Annotated in this window: 17 protein-coding genes and 2 pseudogenes; 7 read left to right on the forward strand and 12 right to left on the reverse strand. The window is 42.5% G+C overall.

The features are described from left to right. Nucleotides 1–193: 193 nt before the first annotated feature. Together LEPTO7376_RS29060 and LEPTO7376_RS10945 are read right to left on the reverse strand one after the other, a co-directional pair. A complete protein-coding gene (locus LEPTO7376_RS29060) occupies nt 194–316 on the reverse strand; it encodes an IS1 family transposase (RefSeq protein ID WP_225901201.1) in 123 nt (40 codons plus the stop codon). Between the two features lie 136 nt (nt 317–452). Beyond that, a complete protein-coding gene (locus tag LEPTO7376_RS10945) occupies nt 453–1,466 on the reverse strand; it encodes a hypothetical protein (RefSeq protein WP_015134238.1) in 1,014 nt (337 codons plus the stop codon). Nucleotides 1,467–1,984: 518 nt separating this feature from the next. Between LEPTO7376_RS10945 and LEPTO7376_RS26925 the strand changes: the two are divergent. Beyond that, nucleotides 1,985–2,246 (forward strand): annotated as a pseudogene (locus tag LEPTO7376_RS26925) (carbonic anhydrase); the annotation flags it as partial. A 22-nt stretch (nt 2,247–2,268) separates the two neighbouring features. Further along, nucleotides 2,269–2,465: pseudogene (locus tag LEPTO7376_RS27550) on the forward strand (IS1 family transposase); the annotation flags it as partial. A gap of 15 nt (nt 2,466–2,480) precedes the next feature. Here the strand turns inward: LEPTO7376_RS27550 and LEPTO7376_RS10950 are convergent. From LEPTO7376_RS10950 to LEPTO7376_RS10960, 3 genes are all read right to left on the reverse strand, one after another. Beyond that, entirely contained in the window at nt 2,481–3,047 is a 567-nt protein-coding gene (locus LEPTO7376_RS10950; protein ID WP_015134239.1) for a hypothetical protein, read from the reverse strand. A gap of 112 nt (nt 3,048–3,159) precedes the next feature. Next, nucleotides 3,160–5,703, reverse strand: coding sequence for a filamentous hemagglutinin N-terminal domain-containing protein (locus tag LEPTO7376_RS10955; protein ID WP_041763491.1), 2,544 nt, complete (start codon nt 5,701–5,703; stop codon nt 3,160–3,162). A gap of 177 nt (nt 5,704–5,880) precedes the next feature. Further along, nucleotides 5,881–6,738: a Tab2/Atab2 family RNA-binding protein gene (locus tag LEPTO7376_RS10960; RefSeq protein ID WP_015134241.1), complete on the reverse strand. Its 858-nt coding sequence runs from the start codon at nt 6,736–6,738 to the stop codon at nt 5,881–5,883. A gap of 155 nt (nt 6,739–6,893) precedes the next feature. Between LEPTO7376_RS10960 and LEPTO7376_RS10965 the strand changes: the two genes are divergently transcribed. Then, complete coding sequence (locus tag LEPTO7376_RS10965; RefSeq protein WP_015134242.1) at nt 6,894–7,532, forward strand: class I SAM-dependent methyltransferase; 639 nt, start codon at nt 6,894–6,896, stop codon at nt 7,530–7,532. Between the two features lie 45 nt (nt 7,533–7,577). Continuing rightward, nucleotides 7,578–8,132, forward strand: a complete 555-nt coding sequence (locus tag LEPTO7376_RS10970) for a YqeG family HAD IIIA-type phosphatase (RefSeq protein WP_015134243.1) — start codon at nt 7,578–7,580, stop codon at nt 8,130–8,132. A 667-nt stretch (nt 8,133–8,799) separates the two neighbouring features. On the opposite strand, the gene LEPTO7376_RS10975 is transcribed toward LEPTO7376_RS10970, so the two are convergent. Beyond that, nucleotides 8,800–10,122 carry a dihydrolipoamide acetyltransferase family protein gene (locus LEPTO7376_RS10975; protein ID WP_015134244.1) on the reverse strand — a complete coding sequence of 441 codons (1,323 nt, stop codon included), beginning with the start codon at nt 10,120–10,122 and terminating at the stop codon, nt 8,800–8,802. 78 nt (nt 10,123–10,200) lie between these two features. Continuing rightward, the gene (locus LEPTO7376_RS10980; protein WP_015134245.1) at nt 10,201–10,755 is read right to left on the reverse strand and encodes a peroxiredoxin; all 555 of its coding nucleotides are present in this window, start codon (nt 10,753–10,755) and stop codon (nt 10,201–10,203) included. 643 nt (nt 10,756–11,398) lie between these two features. Here LEPTO7376_RS10980 and LEPTO7376_RS23540 point away from each other — a divergent pair. Together LEPTO7376_RS23540 and LEPTO7376_RS10995 are read left to right on the forward strand one after the other, a co-directional pair. Next, nucleotides 11,399–12,676 (forward strand): putative sugar O-methyltransferase, encoded by a 1,278-nt coding sequence (locus LEPTO7376_RS23540; protein ID WP_015134248.1) that lies wholly within the window; start codon nt 11,399–11,401, stop codon nt 12,674–12,676. Nucleotides 12,677–13,097: 421 nt separating this feature from the next. Further along, on the forward strand, nt 13,098–14,351 hold the full coding sequence (locus LEPTO7376_RS10995; RefSeq protein WP_015134249.1) for an FIST N-terminal domain-containing protein: 1,254 nt from the start codon (nt 13,098–13,100) through the stop codon (nt 14,349–14,351). 27 nt (nt 14,352–14,378) lie between these two features. Here LEPTO7376_RS10995 and LEPTO7376_RS11000 read toward each other — a convergent pair whose 3' ends face one another. The 5 genes from LEPTO7376_RS11000 to LEPTO7376_RS11020 all read right to left on the reverse strand — a co-directional run bounded on the left by LEPTO7376_RS11000 (nt 14,379) and on the right by LEPTO7376_RS11020 (nt 19,144). Further along, a complete protein-coding gene (locus LEPTO7376_RS11000) occupies nt 14,379–14,768 on the reverse strand; it encodes a RidA family protein (RefSeq protein WP_015134250.1) in 390 nt (129 codons plus the stop codon). Between the two features lie 159 nt (nt 14,769–14,927). Continuing rightward, complete coding sequence (gene trpE / locus LEPTO7376_RS11005) at nt 14,928–16,448, reverse strand: anthranilate synthase component I (RefSeq protein WP_015134251.1); 1,521 nt, start codon at nt 16,446–16,448, stop codon at nt 14,928–14,930. Between the two features lie 254 nt (nt 16,449–16,702). Beyond that, nucleotides 16,703–17,131, reverse strand: a complete 429-nt coding sequence (locus LEPTO7376_RS11010; RefSeq protein ID WP_015134252.1) for a photosystem I reaction center subunit II PsaD — start codon at nt 17,129–17,131, stop codon at nt 16,703–16,705. Nucleotides 17,132–17,334: 203 nt separating this feature from the next. Beyond that, nucleotides 17,335–18,189: an ABC transporter permease gene (locus LEPTO7376_RS11015; protein WP_015134254.1), complete on the reverse strand. Its 855-nt coding sequence runs from the start codon at nt 18,187–18,189 to the stop codon at nt 17,335–17,337. 91 nt (nt 18,190–18,280) lie between these two features. Further along, on the reverse strand, nt 18,281–19,144 hold the full coding sequence (locus tag LEPTO7376_RS11020; protein ID WP_225901202.1) for a tetratricopeptide repeat protein: 864 nt from the start codon (nt 19,142–19,144) through the stop codon (nt 18,281–18,283). A gap of 235 nt (nt 19,145–19,379) precedes the next feature. On the opposite strand from LEPTO7376_RS11020, the gene LEPTO7376_RS11025 reads away from it, so the two are divergent. Beyond that, nucleotides 19,380–21,071 carry a DMT family transporter gene (locus LEPTO7376_RS11025; RefSeq protein WP_015134256.1) on the forward strand — a complete coding sequence of 564 codons (1,692 nt, stop codon included), beginning with the start codon at nt 19,380–19,382 and terminating at the stop codon, nt 21,069–21,071. Nucleotides 21,072–21,206: the final 135 nt, after the last annotated feature.

Here is a 21,206-nt window from a genome sequence, read left to right on the forward strand (position 1 = left end):
TCACCTTGATGCGAGCTTCTTCGACTACAGCAATGGCAGATATATTTAACTTGGTTTTATCTTGAGTAGCTAAGAGGATGTCTGAAAAGTATATTTTGAGCATAGACATGTAGGTGATTCCACAAAGAAAATCCTCTGAAATTCCTATTTTTTCGTCAGGCTCATAATGACAAAAGTTACAGTCAGACCCTTTTCAGACATCCTCTAAATAAAGCGGCGACCACAGACAGTCACGGCACTTATGGTTTTGTTTGCCGCTATGGATACGACCATTTTTGACGGCTCTTGTGGACTGACAACTGAGACAGTGAATCATTTGGGGGAGTCTTTTGGTTTAATTTCTCTTTTATTATCCTTACACCTGTAGGACTATCAAAATATCTACTCCTTTTAAAGAAAAGAAAATTTTACTAATCACTGATTTTCTTGGTATTAAAAAAATTGAGCAAAAATCAACTCTTTTTTTCAGTGAAGAATTCAGATCTTGCTAGTAAAGTATAGATGCCTTCAATCCAAAATCCCATTTTCCAGCCACTACAAAAGTGTTTGCAGACTAAATTATCTTTCCCTACTCGAGATGATGGATTCACGGAATAAACTTTAGACAAAGGTCTTGTTTTCTTGATTCCTAGCATAATTGCATAAATTATCTGGCTACCAAATCTCAGAGGAGCAAATGAACGTATTTTTTCTTTGTTTTCTATTAACGATGTGACAATAGATTCTATTATCTCTAGAGATACTGATGATTTGGGATAGAATAATAAACCGGCATTCAATTCCTTAATAATATCAGGATACATCTCAGTAAGAATAAGATGTTTTCGATAGACATCACTACCATATTCGTTATTGTAAACAATGGAATCCTTTTGCTTCATCGATTTTGCTAATTCATCCCCAAATCTAAAAAAGAGAATATCTGCATCGAATGACAGAATCCAACCAGCATTAGATAAAAGATGGTAATCAAATAATTGAATTCCCCATGGAACACGTTCTCGATATTCTTTGCATGAAGGATAATTTTCGAGTAGTTCTTCGACTATTTTGTCTGCAAATTTTCGCTCTATAATAGTTATATTTGGAATGCTTTCACCTATTAGTTTGATATCGTCTTTGCTGAGAGAACCATCATCATGCACTACCACAGGACAATCAATCTTCATATAAAGAAGAAGTGAACGAATTGCCCATAGATACATTCCAATATCTTTTTTGCAAAGTAAGGTATGAATTTCTATTTCTTTATCTTTTATTGTGAGAGGAAAAGGAGGCAGATTTTCGGAGTAATCCAATGCTTTTTTCTCTACAAATTCTACATATCGTTTTAACTGTTTGTCTATACTTTTTCTCTCTTTCAGAGAGAATTTATGAGAAATAACGAACAAGAGTTTTGCAATAAAGATTAATAGTCGAAGGAAAATAGCAGACATTTTTTTATTTGAATTTTTCATATTAATCATGTTTAATTGCGAAATAATTCCAAAATAGTAAATATATTGGTGGAGCAAGCAAAATCAAGCTGTTATTTTATGTAGTCTCTCCAATTATCTTTTTAGATAACAGCAAAACACGGCATATCAGTGTGAGTATTGACTAAATATGTAGAAAGGAGCTGTAGAAAATTCAACATCTTATTTGATTTTTATTAGTTCTAATGATTTTTTAAATGATATTCTGGCAAGAAAATTATACCTTTTTATTCTTGTATTTTGACTCGATCAACCAGGTTGACATGCTGATTTTCAGCAGTGCCATTGGATAACAAATTATGACTCTGCTGAAACATGGCCATAATTTTTTTTGTTCACTCACTTTAGAAAAGGCTATGTCATTGATCCTGAAAATGTAGCGTTATGATTTATTATAATTTCGCGCAAAGCTTTAGGTGATTTTGCTTGTATAACAATTGATCCCGCGTACACATCGATTTAAAATACAGGAATAATCTAAAGCTACTGCTCTGCAACATAACCTCGAGATTAGGCGATCAACAGCGAAAAAACTCATTCGCGGGCTAGACAAATATAAACAAAGCTATGTCGCTAGTCATGTTGACCTATTTGAACAGCTAAAGCATGGCCACAAGCCTCGCATCCTCTTCATTTGTTGTTCGGATTCCCGCGTTGATCCCGGCCTAATCACCCAGACAGAGTATTGGCGAACTTTTCGTCATCCGCAATGCAGGTAATATCATTCCTCCATTTGGCGCAGCGAACGGCGGCGAAGGCGGCACGCTCGAAAACCCTCGAAGTATGACACTGTCTCTTCCCTCGTAAACGTCATCAAGCTGTAGGCAAAGAGATAGATAAAACAGCTACATTGAGCGTTTTAACTGCACTGTGCATCAGAGGGTTTCACCTCTATTCCGAAAGACTCTATCCTTCTCCAAGAAGTTAGAGAATCACATCGGAGCTATCTGGCTTTTTGTCCACCACTACAATGCATCCTTACACATTTAGGACTATCAAGTACTGTTACTTGATAGCCTTTAATTTGATCTGAACTTCTTCAAACACATTATTAAACCTGTGGGCGGCCTCATTTAGCGCCTCAGATGTAATCTCCTTTTCAAGCCATTTTCTCGCCCATTCTCCAGAAGGAACATGGACACTAGATACTACTTCAAAATCAATGTCTAAATATAACCCCAGTGTTGTATTTGCAGCACCTGTATTCTTCCATTCCTGATTAAGTCTCTTAGAAAACATACTGAGGCCTCCCGGAGTAATCGCCCGAACATGGGTAGGATCAGTAATGAAATTATCATGACGGTGGTGTGGCACCCGAATATCAATGATCGCACCACTTTTACAGACGCGGTAAAGCTCTTGGATAAGGCCAAGGTACACATCTGTTTGTTGCCCAAGATGTTCGAGAACATGATGCATGACAACTTCTTCAACACTATTATCTTCCCAAGGCCAGGGAAACTCTTCTAAATCTAATAGTAGGTCTGGTTCACCAAATTTATCGACATTGACATAACCCGGCAGGATTTTATGACCACAGCCAAGGTGCAATTTTAATGATTTTTCTGACATATAGGTTTCACGTGAGCCACTTATCTTTAAAGGGTATACCAAACTGATTGAAGCATAGGCACATTGACTCAATCTTGATTCATCTTTAGCATGCGTTAACTTTATTTACGCATCAGCTTGTTATGTTCTGGTGCTGACGACAACTTAAAGTATCTGCACTTTTGGTGACTTGAGAAACAAGCTGAATCTGTCCAGCATTATCTGTTTGCCAGCTTGTAATTGGTTGAATCACTGGCTGTTGTTCGATGCTCTGCTGAATGTCTTGAGGCCGAGTCGCCTGTTGAATGTCAGTAGTATTAGATTCTCCGACATAACTCTGAAGATCCTGCCAAAGTGTTCCATTATTTAGTGCAATTCTTGGGTTCTCTTGGATGCCACCGCGCCCCACTAAGGCAAAAGAACTTCCTGTTTCCGCAGCACAAGCAGCTGCAATTTGATCACTTGCATCAGTAATATCAGCAGGTAGTTTATCCAAACTAGAGGTTTTGTCTACATCTGGCGTATTGAGCGTAACAACCCCATTAAATTCAGCACCGAGATCAGAGGTTGCCGTAATATCACTTCTGGATGTGAGGCGATCGCGGAAAGCAGTACCAAAAATCCCCTGAGCAGTAATTGAAATCCTGCCACCAGAACCAGCTGTAGCATTCGCTGTAATATCACTGTTATCCAAAGCGATGAGCGTCACCGTTTCAATATTAATATTGCCGCCATCAGTATTATTCGCATTCGTACTCAGCAAACTCTCTCGAAACAATCTCAAATCTTGCGTAAAAATATTGATATTCCCCGGCTTCCCTGTCCCGGCTGGAAGTCCCTCAAGGGATCGATTTAACGTTTGAAAGTTCCCTGTCGTAATTACAGCTTGATCTTGGATTGTTAACCGAGGCGTCCTAATCGTAATATCTTTGCCATTCCCGCTACTCTTCAATAAATCAGCATAAATACCAGACGCCCATCGTTCACTACGGCCCGACAACTCTACAGATTCAGAGGCATTAATTGTCACGGCACCGCCATCACCATCAAAAAAAGTACCAGCTGCAATAATGCCACCATCTCTGAGAATTAATCGTCCAGTATTAATCTCAACGCCACCTGAATTTCCAGCACTATTGGAGTCAGCTAATAGGATATTGCCATCTTGTGCTGTATCACGCCCCGATAACTCTAAGAATTCACTCGCATTAATTAAAATTTTGCCGCCATTTCCACCTCGTAATGGGCTATTCGTCAACTGGGAGCCATTCAGCATTCGAAATCTCGCTGTTTCTATCCGCAGGTCTGCACCATCACCAGTGGCGCTGTAGTTATCCACAAGAATTTGCGAGGAATCTTGAGTAAATTCCTCGGTGATATCAAACAGAACTTCTGGACGGGGTAAATTGTTATTCGCTTCTAGGTAGGAACTTTCTGAACGAATATCGAAGACAGTATCACCCTGCACTCGCAGGTTATTTGCACGAAAGATAATATCTGATCCGCCTTGCGCCCCACCATTAGAAACATTGAAGCGAGTGAGGTCATCAAATACCAAGTCTTCTGCAATATCGAAGTTAATAGTGCTTCTCTCTGTTGTACTAGCAGTTTTAAACAGAAAGAAAGCTTGATTCGCAGTCAAGTTCTGGGCGCGAATATTGATGTTCGTATCGCCTCCAGTATTCGGATTAGTGAATTCCAAGCCAGAGGTATCGCTAATGTTGATATCGCCTTGAAAATCAAAGGTGGCGATCGCCCCTTGACCATCCACATTATCTGTTTCGAGGGCAATCTTCGAGAAAGTATTGATCGTTAAATTATCGCCAAAGAGATAAAGCTGTTCTATCTCTGGGTTTGGAGCACGGAAAAGAATATTGGCAAAATCAAAATTAATATCGCTGCCCACTGTGTCAGTACGAGCAATCGGAAAAGTATCAACTAAATCAACCTGACTACCACCGGCAACGCTAACGAGAGCAACATCCCCTCCAAATGACGAAATGTCACTATCAATACCAAAGTCGCCTTCAAGGTTAATCCCATCAGCAACCAAAATAGTTGCACCACCATCTAAGTTCGCCAAAGAGCCTTTAATATCAATACTTTTACTGGTTTCACTTAGTCCTAAACCAATAGGAGCAGAGACAAAGAGTAGTGGATCTAAGCTGGTTGTATTTTGATCAAAGACAGCATTATTCGGAAATAAAATATCGGTTGCCGTTGTCGCGACAAAACTACCGCCACCTAAAAAAATATTGGGCACACTGCCTTGAATCACTTCAATGCCATTAGGATTCGCTAGAAATAAATTGGCTGGATTTGCTGTTTGAATAAAACCACCAATCTCGGAAATCTCAGTCCCTGTGACACGGGCAATAATGTTTTCAGTTGTTGCTGCGTTATTGAAAAGAGCAAAGACTGTTTCAGGAACAGAGAATTTTTCAAAGCTATGGAAGAGATTCTCCCCTTGTTCAACGCCGCCCAAAATAAAATAAAGGTCAATGCTAGGGACAATATCTGGAATAAAAAACGTTGAGGTCGGATTATCAAGGGTTGTGTCGGCAATGATCTCCGTCTGGGCTGCTAATGGTGCGGTCAAAACAGCTTGGGTACAGAAGAGGCCAAATAGTACCGGTAATAAGGTTTGGCGATCGCCTTTCAAACATTGACACAACATTTTTCCTGTGCTGACCATAAGCTGTCCCGGTAGAAAGAATTCGATGCAGATTTAGCAACACTCATCTTTTCTGGGAATTCGTTCAAGGTCAGGAAAATCTTCTTAGACAATCATGTCGACTCTCTAGGATTGTCGATTACGCTTGGAAATTTGTGGCGATCGCCTCTGCGATCAAACCTATTCCTTTAGCATCCAGAACCCAGCAAAACGTTCATCATCAGGACTATTTTGTATAGCGAGGAAATGTATACCTTCGGCCTTCTTTTTTGCCGTCTCAAAATTTTTCGCTTCTTTAACGGTGCCTTTATTGGGAAGATCCGCCACAATCCAGCTATCACTAACCCCGGTTTCTAAAACCATACTGGGACGAGGCTGTTGATTGAGATGCAAAAAGCTCAGCTCCAAGCCAGACATCCAGCCAGCCAAGGGAACCGCTCGCGGCGAGAAGATCAATAAGCCAGGAATTTTTGTATCAGAGTTTAAATTATTGAGCGGGAAGGGCTCACCAAAATCAATTTCCCAATCATCAAAATCTTCAAATGCAGAGGCTTCTAGAGAAACAATTGCCCATTTATCGCCTTTATCTCCTCGCACAGCATCAGGTAGAGCAACGGCATTAAGAGAGGGATATTGCACCGAGGTATTGCGGGCCGCCTGTTCATCAAAATTGGGATGTTCAGGATAAACCTCACGAGTGCGTTGGTCGATCCACTGCATCAGAGTGTAGGCACGGCGGGAGGGGGCAGAAGGAATACCCGCATCTTCACAGCCTTTCGAGATCATATTGTTCATCTGACGACGGAAAAACCTGATTTTACTCGGGCTGACACCAGCTTCGGCGATCGCCTTTTCTATAGCTTTTTTTAGCGTAATCGAGTTGACTTCTGTGTTCGTACAAAACTCGCTATACCGGAATAGATCCCCATCACCTTGTTTAATGCTGGTGGGCGCTTCGCAGATGAGCACTTCCCATAATTTTTTTTGATTGTCATCCAAGATCGGACGCGAATAAAAATCCAGTTCCCAAATAGTCACAGCAAGTCTCAACTACACAAAATAAATCTCTATTGATTTTGCCCTATTGCCTTGTCTTTTCATAATTTCTGGCAGTGATAGGATGCGACGCCTACCCGCAAAAATCTTCTATGCTATGCAACTATACTGTCTGTGTTTTTCGGGAGGCGATCGCCATGGCAACTTTTTTACGACCATTGAGCTACAAATACCAATGGATTTATGACACCATTTCCCGCCTCGCAGCCCTCACCGTTGGTGGCGAAACCCGTTTCCGCAATCTGGCACTCCAAGGCATTCTTAACGAAGATAAGTCAAACCCGAAAATCCTTGACCTCTGCTGTGGTGCTGGCCAAACCACCCAGTTTTTAACTCAATATTCTAATCAGGTCACCGGACTTGATCTCTCCCCTCTGGCGATCGCCCTCGCAAAAGAAAATGTCCCTCAGGCAACCTACGTCATCAGTGCCGCTGAAAATATGGAGCTTCCCGACAATAGTTTTGACATTGTCCATACCAGCGCTGCTCTCCACGAAATGACACCAGAGCAGCTCACCCAAATTTTCCAGCAAGTCTATCGTGTCCTCAAACCCGGCGGTATTTTCACTTTTATTGATCTCCACCAACCCACCAATCCCCTTTTTATACCGAGCCTCTATACCTTTATGTATCTGTTTGAGACTGATACCGCCTGGCAAATGATTCGCGCCGATCTCCCATCACAGCTCATAGCAGCTGGATTTAACATCATCAAGAAAGAACTCCATGCGGGCGGCAGCTTACAGATAATCCAAAGTCAAAAACCCAGTCTATAGCCGCTAAAATAAACATTAAATTTACTTCGATCCTGTTGAATTGTTATGGCGCTTTTGAATCCCAGCTTGCTAGAACCAAACCTGATTTTAGGTCAGACAATTCTGCATCTCACTCCCGAAATTGTGCGTCGCAACAAGATCAAAGGACTGATCCTCGATGTCGATGAAACCCTTGTGCCTATACGACAAGCACGCGCCTCCGAGGATCTCCTTCAATGGGTTACCGAAATGAAGCGTGCCGCCGATATCTGGCTCGTTAGCAATAATCTCAGCCATCAACGAATCGGGCGCATTGCCGAAATGGTCGATGCCCCTTATCTCCTCGGCGCAAAAAAACCATCCCGCGCCAAGCTCCGCAAAGCTATGGACGCAATGGATCTCCGACCTCAGGAAGTCGCAATGGTTGGCGATCGCCTGTTCACCGATGTTCTCGCTGGAAATCGCCTGGGCTTATTCACTATTTTGGTAGAGCCGATGGTCGATCCCCTTAAGGCCAATCGTAAATATCCCATTCGCAACGCAGAAGTATGGCTCTCAAAGTTTCTTGGTGCTTCTCTAGATGGCATGAAACACAACTTTACAAAAGGCAACAGAAGATAACGCTTACGAATATAAAAAAAGATTATGAAAAGTCACTACTGTGACTCCTTCAGGCATAATCATAGTCACGAAATATAACAAGGGATCACCTCTTTTTTATAGATCCCCATATAAGAAACCTTTTTAAATTCACTTTCTTGATTGAGCTACTTCCACTGGGAGTAGCTTTTTATATTGCCTGCTAAGGGATAGGACTCAGCGAAGCATTCAGCAATTTTGTCTAGAGATATTGCCGAAAAACATAGAATTTTGGCCTATAAATACCCTGTATTTGATAATACTTAGGTACAGCAAAAAAGATAGGTTTTTCCCTATGTCTTCTATAACTTTTAGGATACGTATCTTTATAGAGCGTAATTAAAGAGAGCAATTTGTGTAAGTATTCGGCAGAGCAAACACTATTGAAGTTGTTTTGTAATTGCTTAAAATCCCCAAAATAGACTCAGTTATTGATAGCTTCAATCGTGAGTTTAGGTATTTATTCACGATCATTTATTGAGTATTTACTCATAGTGAAAATCATAAAATTACTGAGCTCATTACCTTCGCTATCCTCGCAATAAAAAAGCTCCTCATATTTGAGGAGCCTACTCTTGGAAAATGAAATAATTGTAGGGTGACAAATCAGGCGATCGCCGCACCTAGCTTTTCAAAATACTTTTTAGATTTAGAGCGTTAGAGAGTGAGTATTGTTCTCGATGAGGTCTGCAAAGTCCTTCAGGAATGCCGCAGCATCTGCACCGTAAATAACGCGGTGGTCACAGGTGATATTCACTGTCATGGACTTCTTTACGCCGAATAGACCATCTGCCGTCGCAACCACCTTAGGCTGTGCTCCGCCAATCGCAAGGATAGAACCAGTTCCCGGAGGCAAAATTGCATCGAAGCTACTTACACCAAACATCCCGAGGTTAGAAAGAGTAAATGTGCCAGTGCTGTACTCATCAGGCTGGAGTTGCTTCGAGCGGGCGCGGGATACGAGATCTTTCCACTTGCGAGATAGAGAATAAATATCCATTTGATCAGCGCCTTGGAGCACAGGGGTAATCAAACCGCCATCGGGCATTGCCACAGCTACTGCGATATTGATGCCATTGCTGTATTTGATGGCATTATCACCAAAACTTGCATTCACAACGGGATGCTTCTGGAGAGTAACAGCGACAGCCTTCGCGAGGAGGCCAGTCATAGTTACGCCCTTGCTCTTAATTTGCTTGTAGAGTGCATCGAGCTTGTCAGTTGCGATGTCGTAGGAAACGTGGAAAGTTGGAACTTCGAGACTTGCGTTCATGTTGCGAACGACTGCCTGCTGAAGAGTATTGAGGGGAACAACTTCGCCGGGAGTAACGGATGCCGCAGGTGCCGGTGCCGGAACTGCTTTTGCGGCAGGAGTAGGTGCAGAGGCGATCGCCGCAGTGGTTGTTGCAGTTGCCGCTGGAGCAGTGGGAGCTTTACCCGCCGCCGCTTCAACGTCCTGAGCAATAATCCGACCGTGAGGGCCACTACCAGCAACAGCCTTAAGGTCAACACTAAATTGTTTTGCAAGCTTCTTTGCTCTGGGAGAAGCAACAATTCTGCCTTCATTTACCACAGGCGCAGGTGCTGATGCTGCCACTGGAGCAGGAGCTGCAACAGGTGCAGGAGCGGGGGGTGGAGCTGCGACTGGAGCCGGAGCTGCTGCGGGAGCCGGAGTACTACCAGCACCATTTTTTAAGGCTGCCGCTTTTTGCTTTGCTTCTTCGATTTCTGCCTCGGTTTCTGCAATCAGGGCGATCGCCGAACCAACAGGCGCTTCATCACCAGCTTCAACAACAATTGCTGCGAGGAATCCTTCATTAAAAGACTCCACATCCATATCAGCCTTATCAGATTCCACCACGACAACGGTTTCACCTTTAGCAACTTTATCGCCCGGTGACTTAGTCCAAGAGACGATCTTTCCTTCGGTCATCGTGGAGCTGAGGGCGGGCATGAAAATATCGTGAATCATGGAGGAATCTTCTTTTCTAAAACAACGATGTGGACAAACGTTTAACTAGCTGATTTTACCCCATTGGGGGAGGTAAGTTTAGGAATTTGCGGTTAGAGAATCAAGGTCTGCAAGGACTTCTTGGCTATGGATTGCAGGGTTTACACCGAGATAGATTTTCTGCAAAAGACCTTTAGGATCAATGAGATAAGTATGGCGCAGAGAATAACCTGTTAGATAGGAGCCATAGCTTTTGCTCACTTCACCTTTAGCATCCGCAAGAAGGGGGAATTTAAGACCTTCAGCATCGCAAAATTGCTCATGGGAATCCACATCATCTACGCTGACACCGAGGATTTGCACATCGCGCTCATTATATTTCGGTAAATCCTGCTGAAAGCGCTGTGCCTCAAGAGTACAACCAGGTGTAAAGTCTTGGGGATAGAAGTAAAGAACCACCCATTGACCGAGATAATCACTGAGGGAAAATTCATCGATATCACCATCACCGTTATTGCCTAACAGCGTAAATTCAGGGGCTGGGGCGTTTAAATCCGGCTGTTTACCGCCAAGCGCTAGGGCATCATTTGCTGGAAACCACAGCAAAATAGCAAGGCAAAGGGACATCAGTAGGGGACGAAGAACTTTAAACATATGCGGGTCAGAGAAAATTCACCTTATCTGTTGTAACGCTTCTCAGGAAATCAATGGGTGATCGCCACTTGTTTCTACGCTCTAATGCTGACATTTTTAGCGTAGATATGACGACACATTTCATCGCTATAATCCTGATAGGCCTTTGGATAGGCAACAAACTGAGAGGAACAGTCTACACAAATATAATTTTGTTTCCCTAGACAACATATATTTTGATAATTTCTTTCCGATAGACATGCTGGATATTTCATAATTCTCCTCTATCCTTCTTTTAATTATTAAACATCTTTTCTAGAGTCTATGCCTGTCCTAGTGAAAGGCTAAAACCTCTATTTTTTCTCACGAAATAGGATACGATAAACTCTGATTTTGAGACAAAAGATCACAATAGTTGTTAAGTTGTAAAATACAAAGAAATTGATTCAATAGAAATTCAAATGTCAAATTATAGTAAATAATCAAAGAAGAGTCAGACAATAAATAATGACATAGCACAACTCCAATTATTTTTATTTGTACAACTACACCATTTAATTCAACAAGAATTTCATTGTGCATTTTTAATTCAATCAATCGATCTCTTTCAGTATCATTTTCATTACTTACTCATTTACTAGATTTTAAAATTTATTTTTAAATCATGAATATCAAACACATCATCAAACAATCACTCTTATCAATTCCTTATATTCGCCGTTATGTTGATCAAGTCCAATCATTGAGGTTAGAGGTGACTTCAAAAGAAGAACAAATTGAAAGATTGAAAAATCTAATAACTCATTCACGAAGTCCTGCATTATTTAATTCATTGGATGATTTTTCAACAGAGCGACTTCTCTCTCACCCAGCAATTCATCCACTACCAAATACTCGTATAGGGTCTGAAGAAGCGCTAGACAATCCAAACAGAATTAAAGTTGCAGAAAGACTTCTTAATGCTTATCACCAATCTTTAGGTGATGAAAAAAAATCGAACTTAAATCGTAATGGAGAAGATTTATGGACAGGCATACTTCGCGACGAATTACCTGATTTAATGGAAGCAATAGACAAAGGCAATGCAAAAAAACTAGCCGACTACTTAAGGGATTTCGGCAAGTCCTTTGTTTGGTTTGGGGGAGTTACCACTTGTATAGATGGATACAATAGAAATCTTGATCCCAAACAAGTTTCATTAACTTATCTAGATAAATTAGTGTGTCTTGGTGAATCATTAGGTATATTACGTTTTGAAAACCCAGAGAATGGTCCTTGGGGAAACAATTTGCAAGTAAATGTTGATCAGCTAATAAATGATATAGAACAAGTATTGAATATTTCAATTTCTCCTCCATTGAATATAATCCATACTGATGGCTTAACTACTGACAAAGGTTTATTTCACTATAGACATATTCACGGTTTATACAGTGCTATAAGAATTGCGAAATTAACTAATTGTCAAGGAAGAGTTTGTGAACTTGGAGGTGGAATTGGCATCACAGCTATGTATTCTAGACGTTTAGGCATATTAGATTATACTTTGCTAGATTTGCCAATAACTTGCTTGTTAGCTGGACATTATCTTTTACACTCCATAGGACTTGATGACGTTGTTCTTTATGGAGAATCAAATAGTTCAGGATCTATCAAAATATTGCCATATTGGGAATGTGTTAATCTCAAACATAAAAATTATAAATTAACAATAAATCAAGATAGCTTGCCTGAAATAGATGACAACTTAATTCAAGAATATTTGGTTCAAATCAGAAGGATTACAACTGATTTCTTCCTTAGTATTAATCATGAATGTTTTCATCCTAAAACCGTTAATAATTTCATTCAAAAAGAGACTGGATACAAACAACTTTATAGACATAAATGCTGGATACGTGAAGGGTATCTTGAGGAGCTATATCGTATCCAAGCAATGTAAAAAAAGAGTTGTTGGCGTGAGAAAAAGCAGACTATATGAATTGAGATTTTCAAAACAACTTAAATATTCGAGTTTATTTACAGATCAATTCCAATAGATTAATGCCTTATCCTCCCGTGCTTCCTTGAAAGGGGCGATCGCTACCCATTTTTTGGGAATTCGCCAAGGATAGAATCGATTTTTCTTTATGGACTTTTGCCACAATGCCAAAATCCTGAATTTTGCGTTCTTGGTCTGAGGGAAAAGTGACTATTGCTAGGTATTTCCGCAAAAGGATTGTAGTGGTATGTTAAAGGATCAATACATTAAGCTTGTCTTGCCTCGCTTTACTGTCTAATGCAGTCAGGGAAACTCGTTACACTTCATACAGAGTCCCGCTTGCCCCGTCGAACTTATCTATTGCCGCTGCTGAGGAAAAACTATGACTGACCAATTTCAATGGCTCAACGCATTGTCGACCCGCGCATCCCTAGAGGGGGCGATCGCCGAGGTTGTGGATCAGATCAAACCAAAATTAACGGGCACAGCAGATCTGGGCATTGTGTTTATTTCCTCAGCTTTTACTAGTGAATATTCGCGGGTTGTGCCTCTTCTCACTGAAATGCTACCCATGAAAGTTTTGGTGGGTTGCGGTGGTGCGAGCATTATCGGCACGGATGATAATAATCAACCACAAGAATTGGAAGACCGTCCAGCTCTAAGTTTGACCGTCGCTCATCTGCCCGATGTCACCATTAAGCCGTTTCAACTAATCGACAAAGATATCCCTGACCTCGATAGTTCACCTGATCGTTGGACCAGTATTTTCAGCGTTGAAAGTAGTGAAGAACCGGATTTTATTATTTTTGCAGACCCCTTTTCTTCCAACATTAATGACTTGCTGGCAGGACTAGATTTTGCTTATCCCAATGCAGTGAAGGTCGGAGGATTAGCAAGCTCTGGTGGTATGGGTCGCACAAATGGCCTATTTTGCTATGTTCAAGATCAAGGGCGATCGCCAATGTTTCGGGAAGGAACTGTGGGCGTAGCAATCACAGGCAATATCAAAATCGATGCCATTGTGGCGCAGGGTTGCCGACCAATCGGGGAAGTGTATCAAGTCTCTGAATGCGAGAGAAATATTATCACCGAACTCTCCTTGGAAAGTGAGAACGAGACGACAACCAAATCACCACTCAAAATGTTGCAGTCTCTGATCGCCAGCCTCGATGATGATGACCAAGTGCTCGCTCAGGATTCCTTATTTATTGGCATTGCGATGGATGCTTTCAAACAAAAACTCATCCATGGTGATTTTTTAGTACGCAATTTACTCGGTGTCGACCCGAAAGTAGGAGCAATGGCTATTGGCGATCGCATTCGTCCTGGACAGCGCATCCAATTTCATTTAAGAGATGCTGAAACTTCTGCCGAAGATTTAACAGTACTTCTCAAGCAATATCGCGAACAAGAATCCAATTTCCAAGAACCTTTTGGTGTGTTGATGTTTTCTTGTATGGGACGAGGCAAAGGACTATATGGCGAACTTAATTTTGATGCAAATAAACTCGCATCCTATTTACCTAATCCCAATATCGGTGGATTTTTCTGCAATGGTGAAATCGGCCCTGTCGGCGATCGCACCTTTTTACATGGCTACACATCAGTCTTTGGGATTGTCCGTCCACAAAAATAATCAAGTGTTGCCCAAAATACTCATCCTTTATTCACCGACGTAGGCATCCGCTTCAATCTCGATCAGGATGTCAGGCGAAATCAGCTTACTCACCTCAACCATTGCCGTTGCAGGCCGAATATCCGAGAAAAATTCTCCATGGGCCTTACCAATCGCTTCCCAGTCATCAATATTCACCACATACATTCTGGTGCGCACCACATCAGTCATCGATGCACCAGCTTTTTCCAACGCAGCCTGAATATTCTCTAAACATTGAACGGTCTGAACTCGCACATCACCAACACCGACCAATTCACCATCTTTACCAGAAGCAGTTGTCCCTGAAACGTGAATATAAGACCCGACTTTTACCGCTCTCGAATAGCCAATAATTGGCTCCCAATTTGACCCAGAAGAAAAATTTTCTCTCGGCATTTTTTTATCCTTTTTATTCCATAATTTCACTAGGGTTTATATCATGCGACGCGAATCCCAAAATAAAACCCATACAAAAATAGAAGTTGGCTTCTCTAACAAAAGTCCCGTCAATCACCATGATTAAGGGGATTAAAATGTCTACAATTCACTTTGAGATTAAGCCTGTAGACAACGAATTGCTTCTAACATGCCTCGCGCTTTATCAAGCGTTTCTTGATATTCTCGTTCTGGCTCCGAGTCCGCTACAATACCTGCGCCTGCTTGAACAAACACATCATGACTCTTGCCTTGCGATCGCACGATCATTGTGCGGATAGTGATAGCAGTATTAAGTTGACCCTCAAAATCGTAATAGCCATAAACCCCCGAATAAGGGCCGCGGCGTTCCGGTTCTAACTCGTTAATAATTTCTAGCGCCCGAATTTTTGGTGCACCACTAACGGTTCCTGCAGGGAAACAAGCCTGCAACAAATCCCAAGCTGATTGCTCTGGATCGAGTTCCCCAATGACATTACTAACAATGTGCATCACGTGGGAATAGCGCTCGATCACCATCAAATCCCCGACAGTCACCGAACCTTTTTTACACACTCGGCCCAGATCATTACGACCCAGATCAACGAGCATGACATGCTCAGCAATCTCCTTAGGATCTGCAAGTAAATCCTTTTCGAAAGCCACATCTTCTGCATGGTTCTGCCCGCGCGGACGAGTCCCTGCAATGGGGCGCAATACAGCTTCTAATTTACCGTCAGGATTTTGCTCTGCCTTCACCATAATTTCGGGACTAGAGCCAATGAGCTGCCAATCCCCAAAGTTATAGAAAGACATATAAGGAGACGGATTGATCAGGCGCAATGAACGGTATAGATCAAAAGGATGACCGTCATACCGAGTTTTTAATCGCTGAGACAATACAGCTTGGAAAATATCACCAGCCTTGATGTAATCTTTAGCTTTCCGAACGTTGTCGCAGAACAAGTCTTTTGAAGTGTTGCTGTCGTAAGCGAGAGGCTCTTTTGTTTTCGAGTCGGTCCACTCTAATGGCTTCGCAGCAATCGGCAATGGCAACTTTAGTTTAACGACCAACTTTGTAACGCGATCGCAGGCCTCTTGGTAAGCCTCTTCTGGAGAGGTCTCAGGATCCCGCAAATCAGCATAGGTAATCGCCCAGATTTTACGCTTAACCTGATCAAAAATAATTAGATTATCGACTTGCATCCAGAGACCATCTGGCAAATCATCGTCTTGACGGTCGAACACAGGGACACGCGACTCGATCCAACGCATCAACTCGTAGCCCCACATGCCAAATAGGCCACCAATACCGGAAGGGAGCTCTGGCAAAGTCACAGGATGAATACTCGCCAAGCAATTTTTTAGGACATCAAAGGGATTGCCAGCGAAAATCTCCTCCTGGCCATTTCGAAATTTCTGTACCGTGCGATCGCCCCTATTTTCTAAAATCCAAACTGGATCACAACCGAGAAAACTATAACGGCTAATATTTTCCCCACCCTCTACCGATTCAAGAAGAAAATTATAAGGATGATCTGCACAAACCTTATACCAAGCGGAGACTGGTGTTTCGAGATCAGCAACCCATTCCTGATACACCGGAATAAAATTGCCCTGTTTACTGAGATGACAAAACTGCTCGAAATCAGGAAAAATCATAAGTCTCTGCAAAGATCATGCTCCACCTAGCCGCCATAACGGACATGGAAACAATCAAACTGAAAAATAATGGAAATGCTTACTCACAACAAAGCGGAAGCTCTATTGTTCAGCCTCTCATCATATCAGACTTTATTTATCAATCTAGCAACTATAGGCGATCGCCAGACTAGATCAATATGCAGCCTGTGACATACAGCAAACAATTCACTTCCGCAAACAATTCTCTTAGGTCTTTTTAGCGTCGTAAAGATCTAAGCTTCATAAGGCTCAGTACCAGAGAACTTAAGTTTTGCAGGCTCAGGATTACTACCGATATTACGGGCAACTTTGCCGTTATACTCACGACCTTCATTTACCTTCTCTGAAGGCTTACCATCGAGGGGATAAAGGAACTGTGTTTCACCAGAGGGGTAAACACGATAAATTTTATAGTCTCTGATTTTAGGCTTTAGTTGGGTTTTAAGTTGAGTTCCGAGGGCAAGGCACTGTTCCTTACGCGCGAAGTACATCAAGTTATCGCCAGAGTTCATAATTGCAGCACCACCAGTAGGCAGTTCAAACACTTGCTCAGACTTGCTAGACCAAGTGATAGCATATTTTTCTTCTCTGTCAGCAGCGGAGAGAAGACCACCCGTGCTGCCACCGAATTTCGGTGTTTTTCCAGTAAGCTCGTTAGACATGCTCAAAAATCTTTATTAAATAAAGGGTGTTTCGCAAATGCTATCACCACACCCCTACCCCACTGGGCAAGTGTCAAGATCTGTAACAGATGTTTGCTGTTTGTAATACAAATGTTCAAGCCCTTCTGATTTTTTAGCAATTTCATCCATATTCCCAGTGGATTTATGGTTATAGCGTAGATGAGAGTTTGTAGAGAGAACCTTTAACGGAGACGGCGTTTTTCGCCTTGATAACGCAAATATTCGGCCACACAAGCCACAACTCCCGACACTAAAATCAGCAATACGCTGAGAGCATTAATGTCAGGTTTCACGCCTGTTCGAATCCGGCTAAAGATCTCCATCGGCAAAGTTGTCGAGCCTGTGCCAGCGGTAAAGCTAGAGATAAGAAAGTCATCCATGCTCAGGACAAATGACAGTAAGCATCCAGCTAAAATCGCGGGAGCAAGTTCCGGCAAGAGCACTTTAATAAATGCTTGAGTTGGTGATGCACCAAGGTCAAGGGCCGCTTCTTCAAGGTTGGGATCAAGGCCTGCTAAACGTGAGGAGACAACGATCGCCACATAGGCCAAGCAGAATACAACATGAGCAGCAATAATCGTCCAAAGGCTGAGGGGTAATCCAATGACCGCAAGGAATACTAGGGTTGCGACGGCAATCGCAATATCCGGCACAATTAACGGTAAATAGGAAATCCCAACATATAAAGTACGCCCTGGAAAACGATATTTTGCGAGACCCACGGCCATCATCGTACCTACGACGGCGGCGATCGCCACAGAGACCAGAGCAACAGTTAAGCTTTTTTGGAGAGCAGTAAAGACCCGCTGATCTTGAAAGAGGATGCCATACCACTTCAGTGAAAAGCCTTGCCAAGAACTACTGTAGGCAGATTCATTAAAGCTATAGAAACCCAATACAAAAATTGGGAGATACATATAGAGAAACATCAAACTAGCAAAGAGGGCTTGCCATGAAATCGCCCAGCGGTTGCGAGATGCCGTTTTTTTCATGTCGGGAAGTGTGTCTTGCTCAGTGGTAGGTAGAGTGTCAACCATGATGTTTCTCGGGAATTACCAGATATCTAATGATGTTGAAATCTGAATTAGTAGGGTAGTGCAGCCATGATTGGGGGTTAATGCTTCAAGGTTAATACAGAGTAAGCATTAGTTGTTGTTGAAATTTTTGGGTGAGGGGATGGGTTTGACCGAGAAGGACAAAAATTACCAACATTGCTTTGCGGGCTCCGTCATTTTGGTAACGGCGATCACCCTTCACAATATCGAGTAAAGCAGTCAATGCTGACTCATATCGTTCGGCTAAAGCTTGTTTAGCTGCACCAACATACTTCTCATCCAATTCTGACTGGACTTCCAGTTGAGCAATGTTGTGCACAAAAATCCGCGCCCTCAACTGATCAGCGATCGCTAAATATTCAGTCTGGTCTGGAGCAATCGTATTCAGTAATTGGGTTGCTTGTTCAATTTTGCCAAGGGAAATCAGAAACTCAGCCGCGGCGATCGCCACTTTCGGATGCTTTGGATAACTCTGAAACAACTGATCCAGAATGCCTTTGGCAGCAGGTAAATTATTAGCCGCTTGCTCAGCTTTTAGTTGTGTCAGCAATGCGGAGAGAGAAGACTGAAGCTGAAGATTTTCCAATAATTCCCGAATTTTGCCCTCTTCCAATACTCCAACGAAACCTGGAATCAATTTGCCCTGGGTTACCACACGCACATCGGGCACCCCTTCAACGCCATACTCATCAGCAAGCTCTTTATTTTTGTCAATATCCACTGTCGCCAAGATGAAATCATATTCCTGGTGCAGCGATTGAAGAATCGGTTTTAGCAGTTGACAGGGGCCACACCACGTCGCATAAAAATCCACTAACACGACTGTTTCATGGGATGCAGTCAATACATCCTCCACAAAATTCTGTTGCGTTACCGCAATCTCTCGTCCCATACCAAGCCCCAAGATTTGTTCTGTATTTACAACGATATTAAACAAGGCGATCGCCACCTCTATGGAACGATATAGAAAAATTTGAGATGAAGTACTTTGACTAACGTAAATATCAACAAAAAAAGCTAGTCACAGAATCAGAACCTCCCCTACAATGAGGGCAACTTTTCCGATATGCTTTGCTTAAAAGTAGGAAAAACCTAAAAAATCACTGATTTTGACGGACTCTACGTAGTTTTACGGAGTTTCCCGAAATCTAACCACACAGGACAGTGAGCTAATGCCATCAGATCAATCTTCTCCTCAGGGTTCGGGCAGTACCGAGGCGCGTCTGGAACAGATCAATGCCGATCTAGACAGACTCCGACAAAACCTGACCTCTCAACTCCAAGGAGAAATCCAACAACTTCAGCAGCACAAAACCCAACTTCAACAGGAAATCTCCTCCCTTGAAGCACAACGGCGATCGCTGATGCAACAGATGGCACCAACTCTGGCCGCCGAACTCAGAAATATTGTTAGTAGACAGAGCGCAAACCCTAGCCCGAATAGTAGCTACAGCAATGGTAGTCCCCAGGTAGAGAACTACAGTAACAACGCAAATCGTTTGATCTCAGACCTAGATGAGACTTTTCGCAGTACGTTCAAAACATTACAGCTGGATCTGAATAGCTACCACAGCTCCCTGTCCCAACAACTCAGTCAGATGTATACCTTGGAGCAACAAGGAGAAGCAATCCTTGATGCCCTAGTTAATCGACTCAAAGAAGAATTAAACAATAGCCAACCCCGTTACGTTGCGCCGCCGCCAGTAACATCCGTCCAGCAGTCCACGGCAATGCAGCCCACGACGGATTACGGTTATGAGCAAACCGATATTATCCAAGACGAACCTTTAGAACCAAAGGTTTATACCCCAAGTCCGAAAGATACGGCTCCGGTCAAAAAAGAACTTACATTCTCAAAACCGCAGCTCGGCTTAATCTTAATTCTGTTCTCGTCGCTGATCCTGTCGCTTCAGAACGTTGTTATCAGCATCATCCTGAACCAAAGCTCTATTTTTGGCTTTATCAAAACAGGTGGTTATATTTCGCCAGGGATCGGAAATTCGCTCTTAATCTTGTTCCTTAGGATGATTTTTGTCGTGCCGGTCATGTGCCTGATCGCAAAATCCTTACATCCTTCGAGTTTTAAAGACATCGAAAAGTTTTTCGAGGAACGCAATTGGATGTTGATGGCGAAGGTCGCAGGTTGTGGTTTTGCGCTCTTCCTTTCACAAGTGTTGATCTACACTGCCCTCGGCCCTCTATCGCCAGGGGTTGCAATCACAATCTTCTTCATCTTCCCAATTGTGACGTTATTGCTTGCTTGGTTGTCCTTTGGGGAAAGACCGAGCAATATCCGTTGGTTAGTCGCTTTTGTGGTTGTTTTAGGAGTTGGACTAATTTCTGCTCCTTCAGGTGGTGCCCAGTTGAGCTTGCCCTTTGGCAGTGTCCTCGCCGCAATTTTTTCTGGGGTTTCTTTTGCAGTACATGTTCTTCTGATTCAGGCTTGCACCAAAAAAATTCACCCTGTGCCATTTAGTGTGATTAATTTCGGAACAATCTTGGTCTTCGCGAGTATTAGTTTATTCCTTACCTTTACTCCCTTTATGCCCGATTCTTGGTCTATCAGTGTTGAGCCAGGCAAAGGCTTCAGTGTATTGCTCAGCGGTATGATCCTGGGGGTATTAACTTTACTGAGTTACCTCGCGAATAACATTGGTGTTAGTTATATCGGTGCTGCAATTTCTGCAATTTTCGGTGCAACTGGGCCTGTACTGACTTCGATTTTGTCTCTAATCATTATCGGCAAAACGCTCAGCGGGCAACAGGTTCTCGGAATGCTCGTCGTAACAGCTGGAGTTTTAGCACTTAATCTCGAACGACTCTATGGTACGAAAGCCAAAAGCAAAGTAAAAGCCGCAGATTAATCCCCTTGCAAAAACTGTATGTTCTGATACGATACAGTTAATGTAAAGAAATATTTCGGGCTTTCGTGCTGGGAACGCGAGGTTTGAGATTTATTCGATGCAAACAACAACAAGCTTGAGTTTAACCAGCGATCG

It is taken from the genome of [Leptolyngbya] sp. PCC 7376 (assembly GCF_000316605.1).
Classification (GTDB): Bacteria; Cyanobacteriota; Cyanobacteriia; order Cyanobacteriales; family MRBY01; genus MRBY01.

Bases quoted from the DNA above. Each gene is read 5' to 3' on its own strand.
- LEPTO7376_RS29060 (WP_225901201.1), bottom strand. From the start codon at position 316: ATGATTCACTGTCTCAGTTGTCAGTCCACAAGAGCCGTCAAAAATGGT.
- LEPTO7376_RS10945 (WP_015134238.1), bottom strand. From the start codon at position 1,466: ATGATTAATATGAAAAATTCAAATAAAAAAATGTCTGCTATTTTCCTT.
- LEPTO7376_RS10950 (WP_015134239.1), bottom strand. From the start codon at position 3,047: ATGTCAGAAAAATCATTAAAATTGCACCTTGGCTGTGGTCATAAAATC.
- LEPTO7376_RS10955 (WP_041763491.1), bottom strand. From the start codon at position 5,703: ATGTTGTGTCAATGTTTGAAAGGCGATCGCCAAACCTTATTACCGGTA.
- LEPTO7376_RS10965 (WP_015134242.1), top strand. From the start codon at position 6,894: ATGGCAACTTTTTTACGACCATTGAGCTACAAATACCAATGGATTTAT.
- LEPTO7376_RS10970 (WP_015134243.1), top strand. From the start codon at position 7,578: ATGGCGCTTTTGAATCCCAGCTTGCTAGAACCAAACCTGATTTTAGGT.
- LEPTO7376_RS10975 (WP_015134244.1), bottom strand. From the start codon at position 10,122: ATGATTCACGATATTTTCATGCCCGCCCTCAGCTCCACGATGACCGAA.
- LEPTO7376_RS10980 (WP_015134245.1), bottom strand. From the start codon at position 10,755: ATGTTTAAAGTTCTTCGTCCCCTACTGATGTCCCTTTGCCTTGCTATT.
- LEPTO7376_RS23540 (WP_015134248.1), top strand. From the start codon at position 11,399: ATGAATATCAAACACATCATCAAACAATCACTCTTATCAATTCCTTAT.
- LEPTO7376_RS10995 (WP_015134249.1), top strand. From the start codon at position 13,098: ATGACTGACCAATTTCAATGGCTCAACGCATTGTCGACCCGCGCATCC.
- LEPTO7376_RS11000 (WP_015134250.1), bottom strand. From the start codon at position 14,768: ATGCCGAGAGAAAATTTTTCTTCTGGGTCAAATTGGGAGCCAATTATT.
- trpE (WP_015134251.1), bottom strand. From the start codon at position 16,448: ATGATTTTTCCTGATTTCGAGCAGTTTTGTCATCTCAGTAAACAGGGC.
- LEPTO7376_RS11010 (WP_015134252.1), bottom strand. From the start codon at position 17,131: ATGTCTAACGAGCTTACTGGAAAAACACCGAAATTCGGTGGCAGCACG.
- LEPTO7376_RS11015 (WP_015134254.1), bottom strand. From the start codon at position 18,189: ATGGTTGACACTCTACCTACCACTGAGCAAGACACACTTCCCGACATG.
- LEPTO7376_RS11025 (WP_015134256.1), top strand. From the start codon at position 19,380: ATGCCATCAGATCAATCTTCTCCTCAGGGTTCGGGCAGTACCGAGGCG.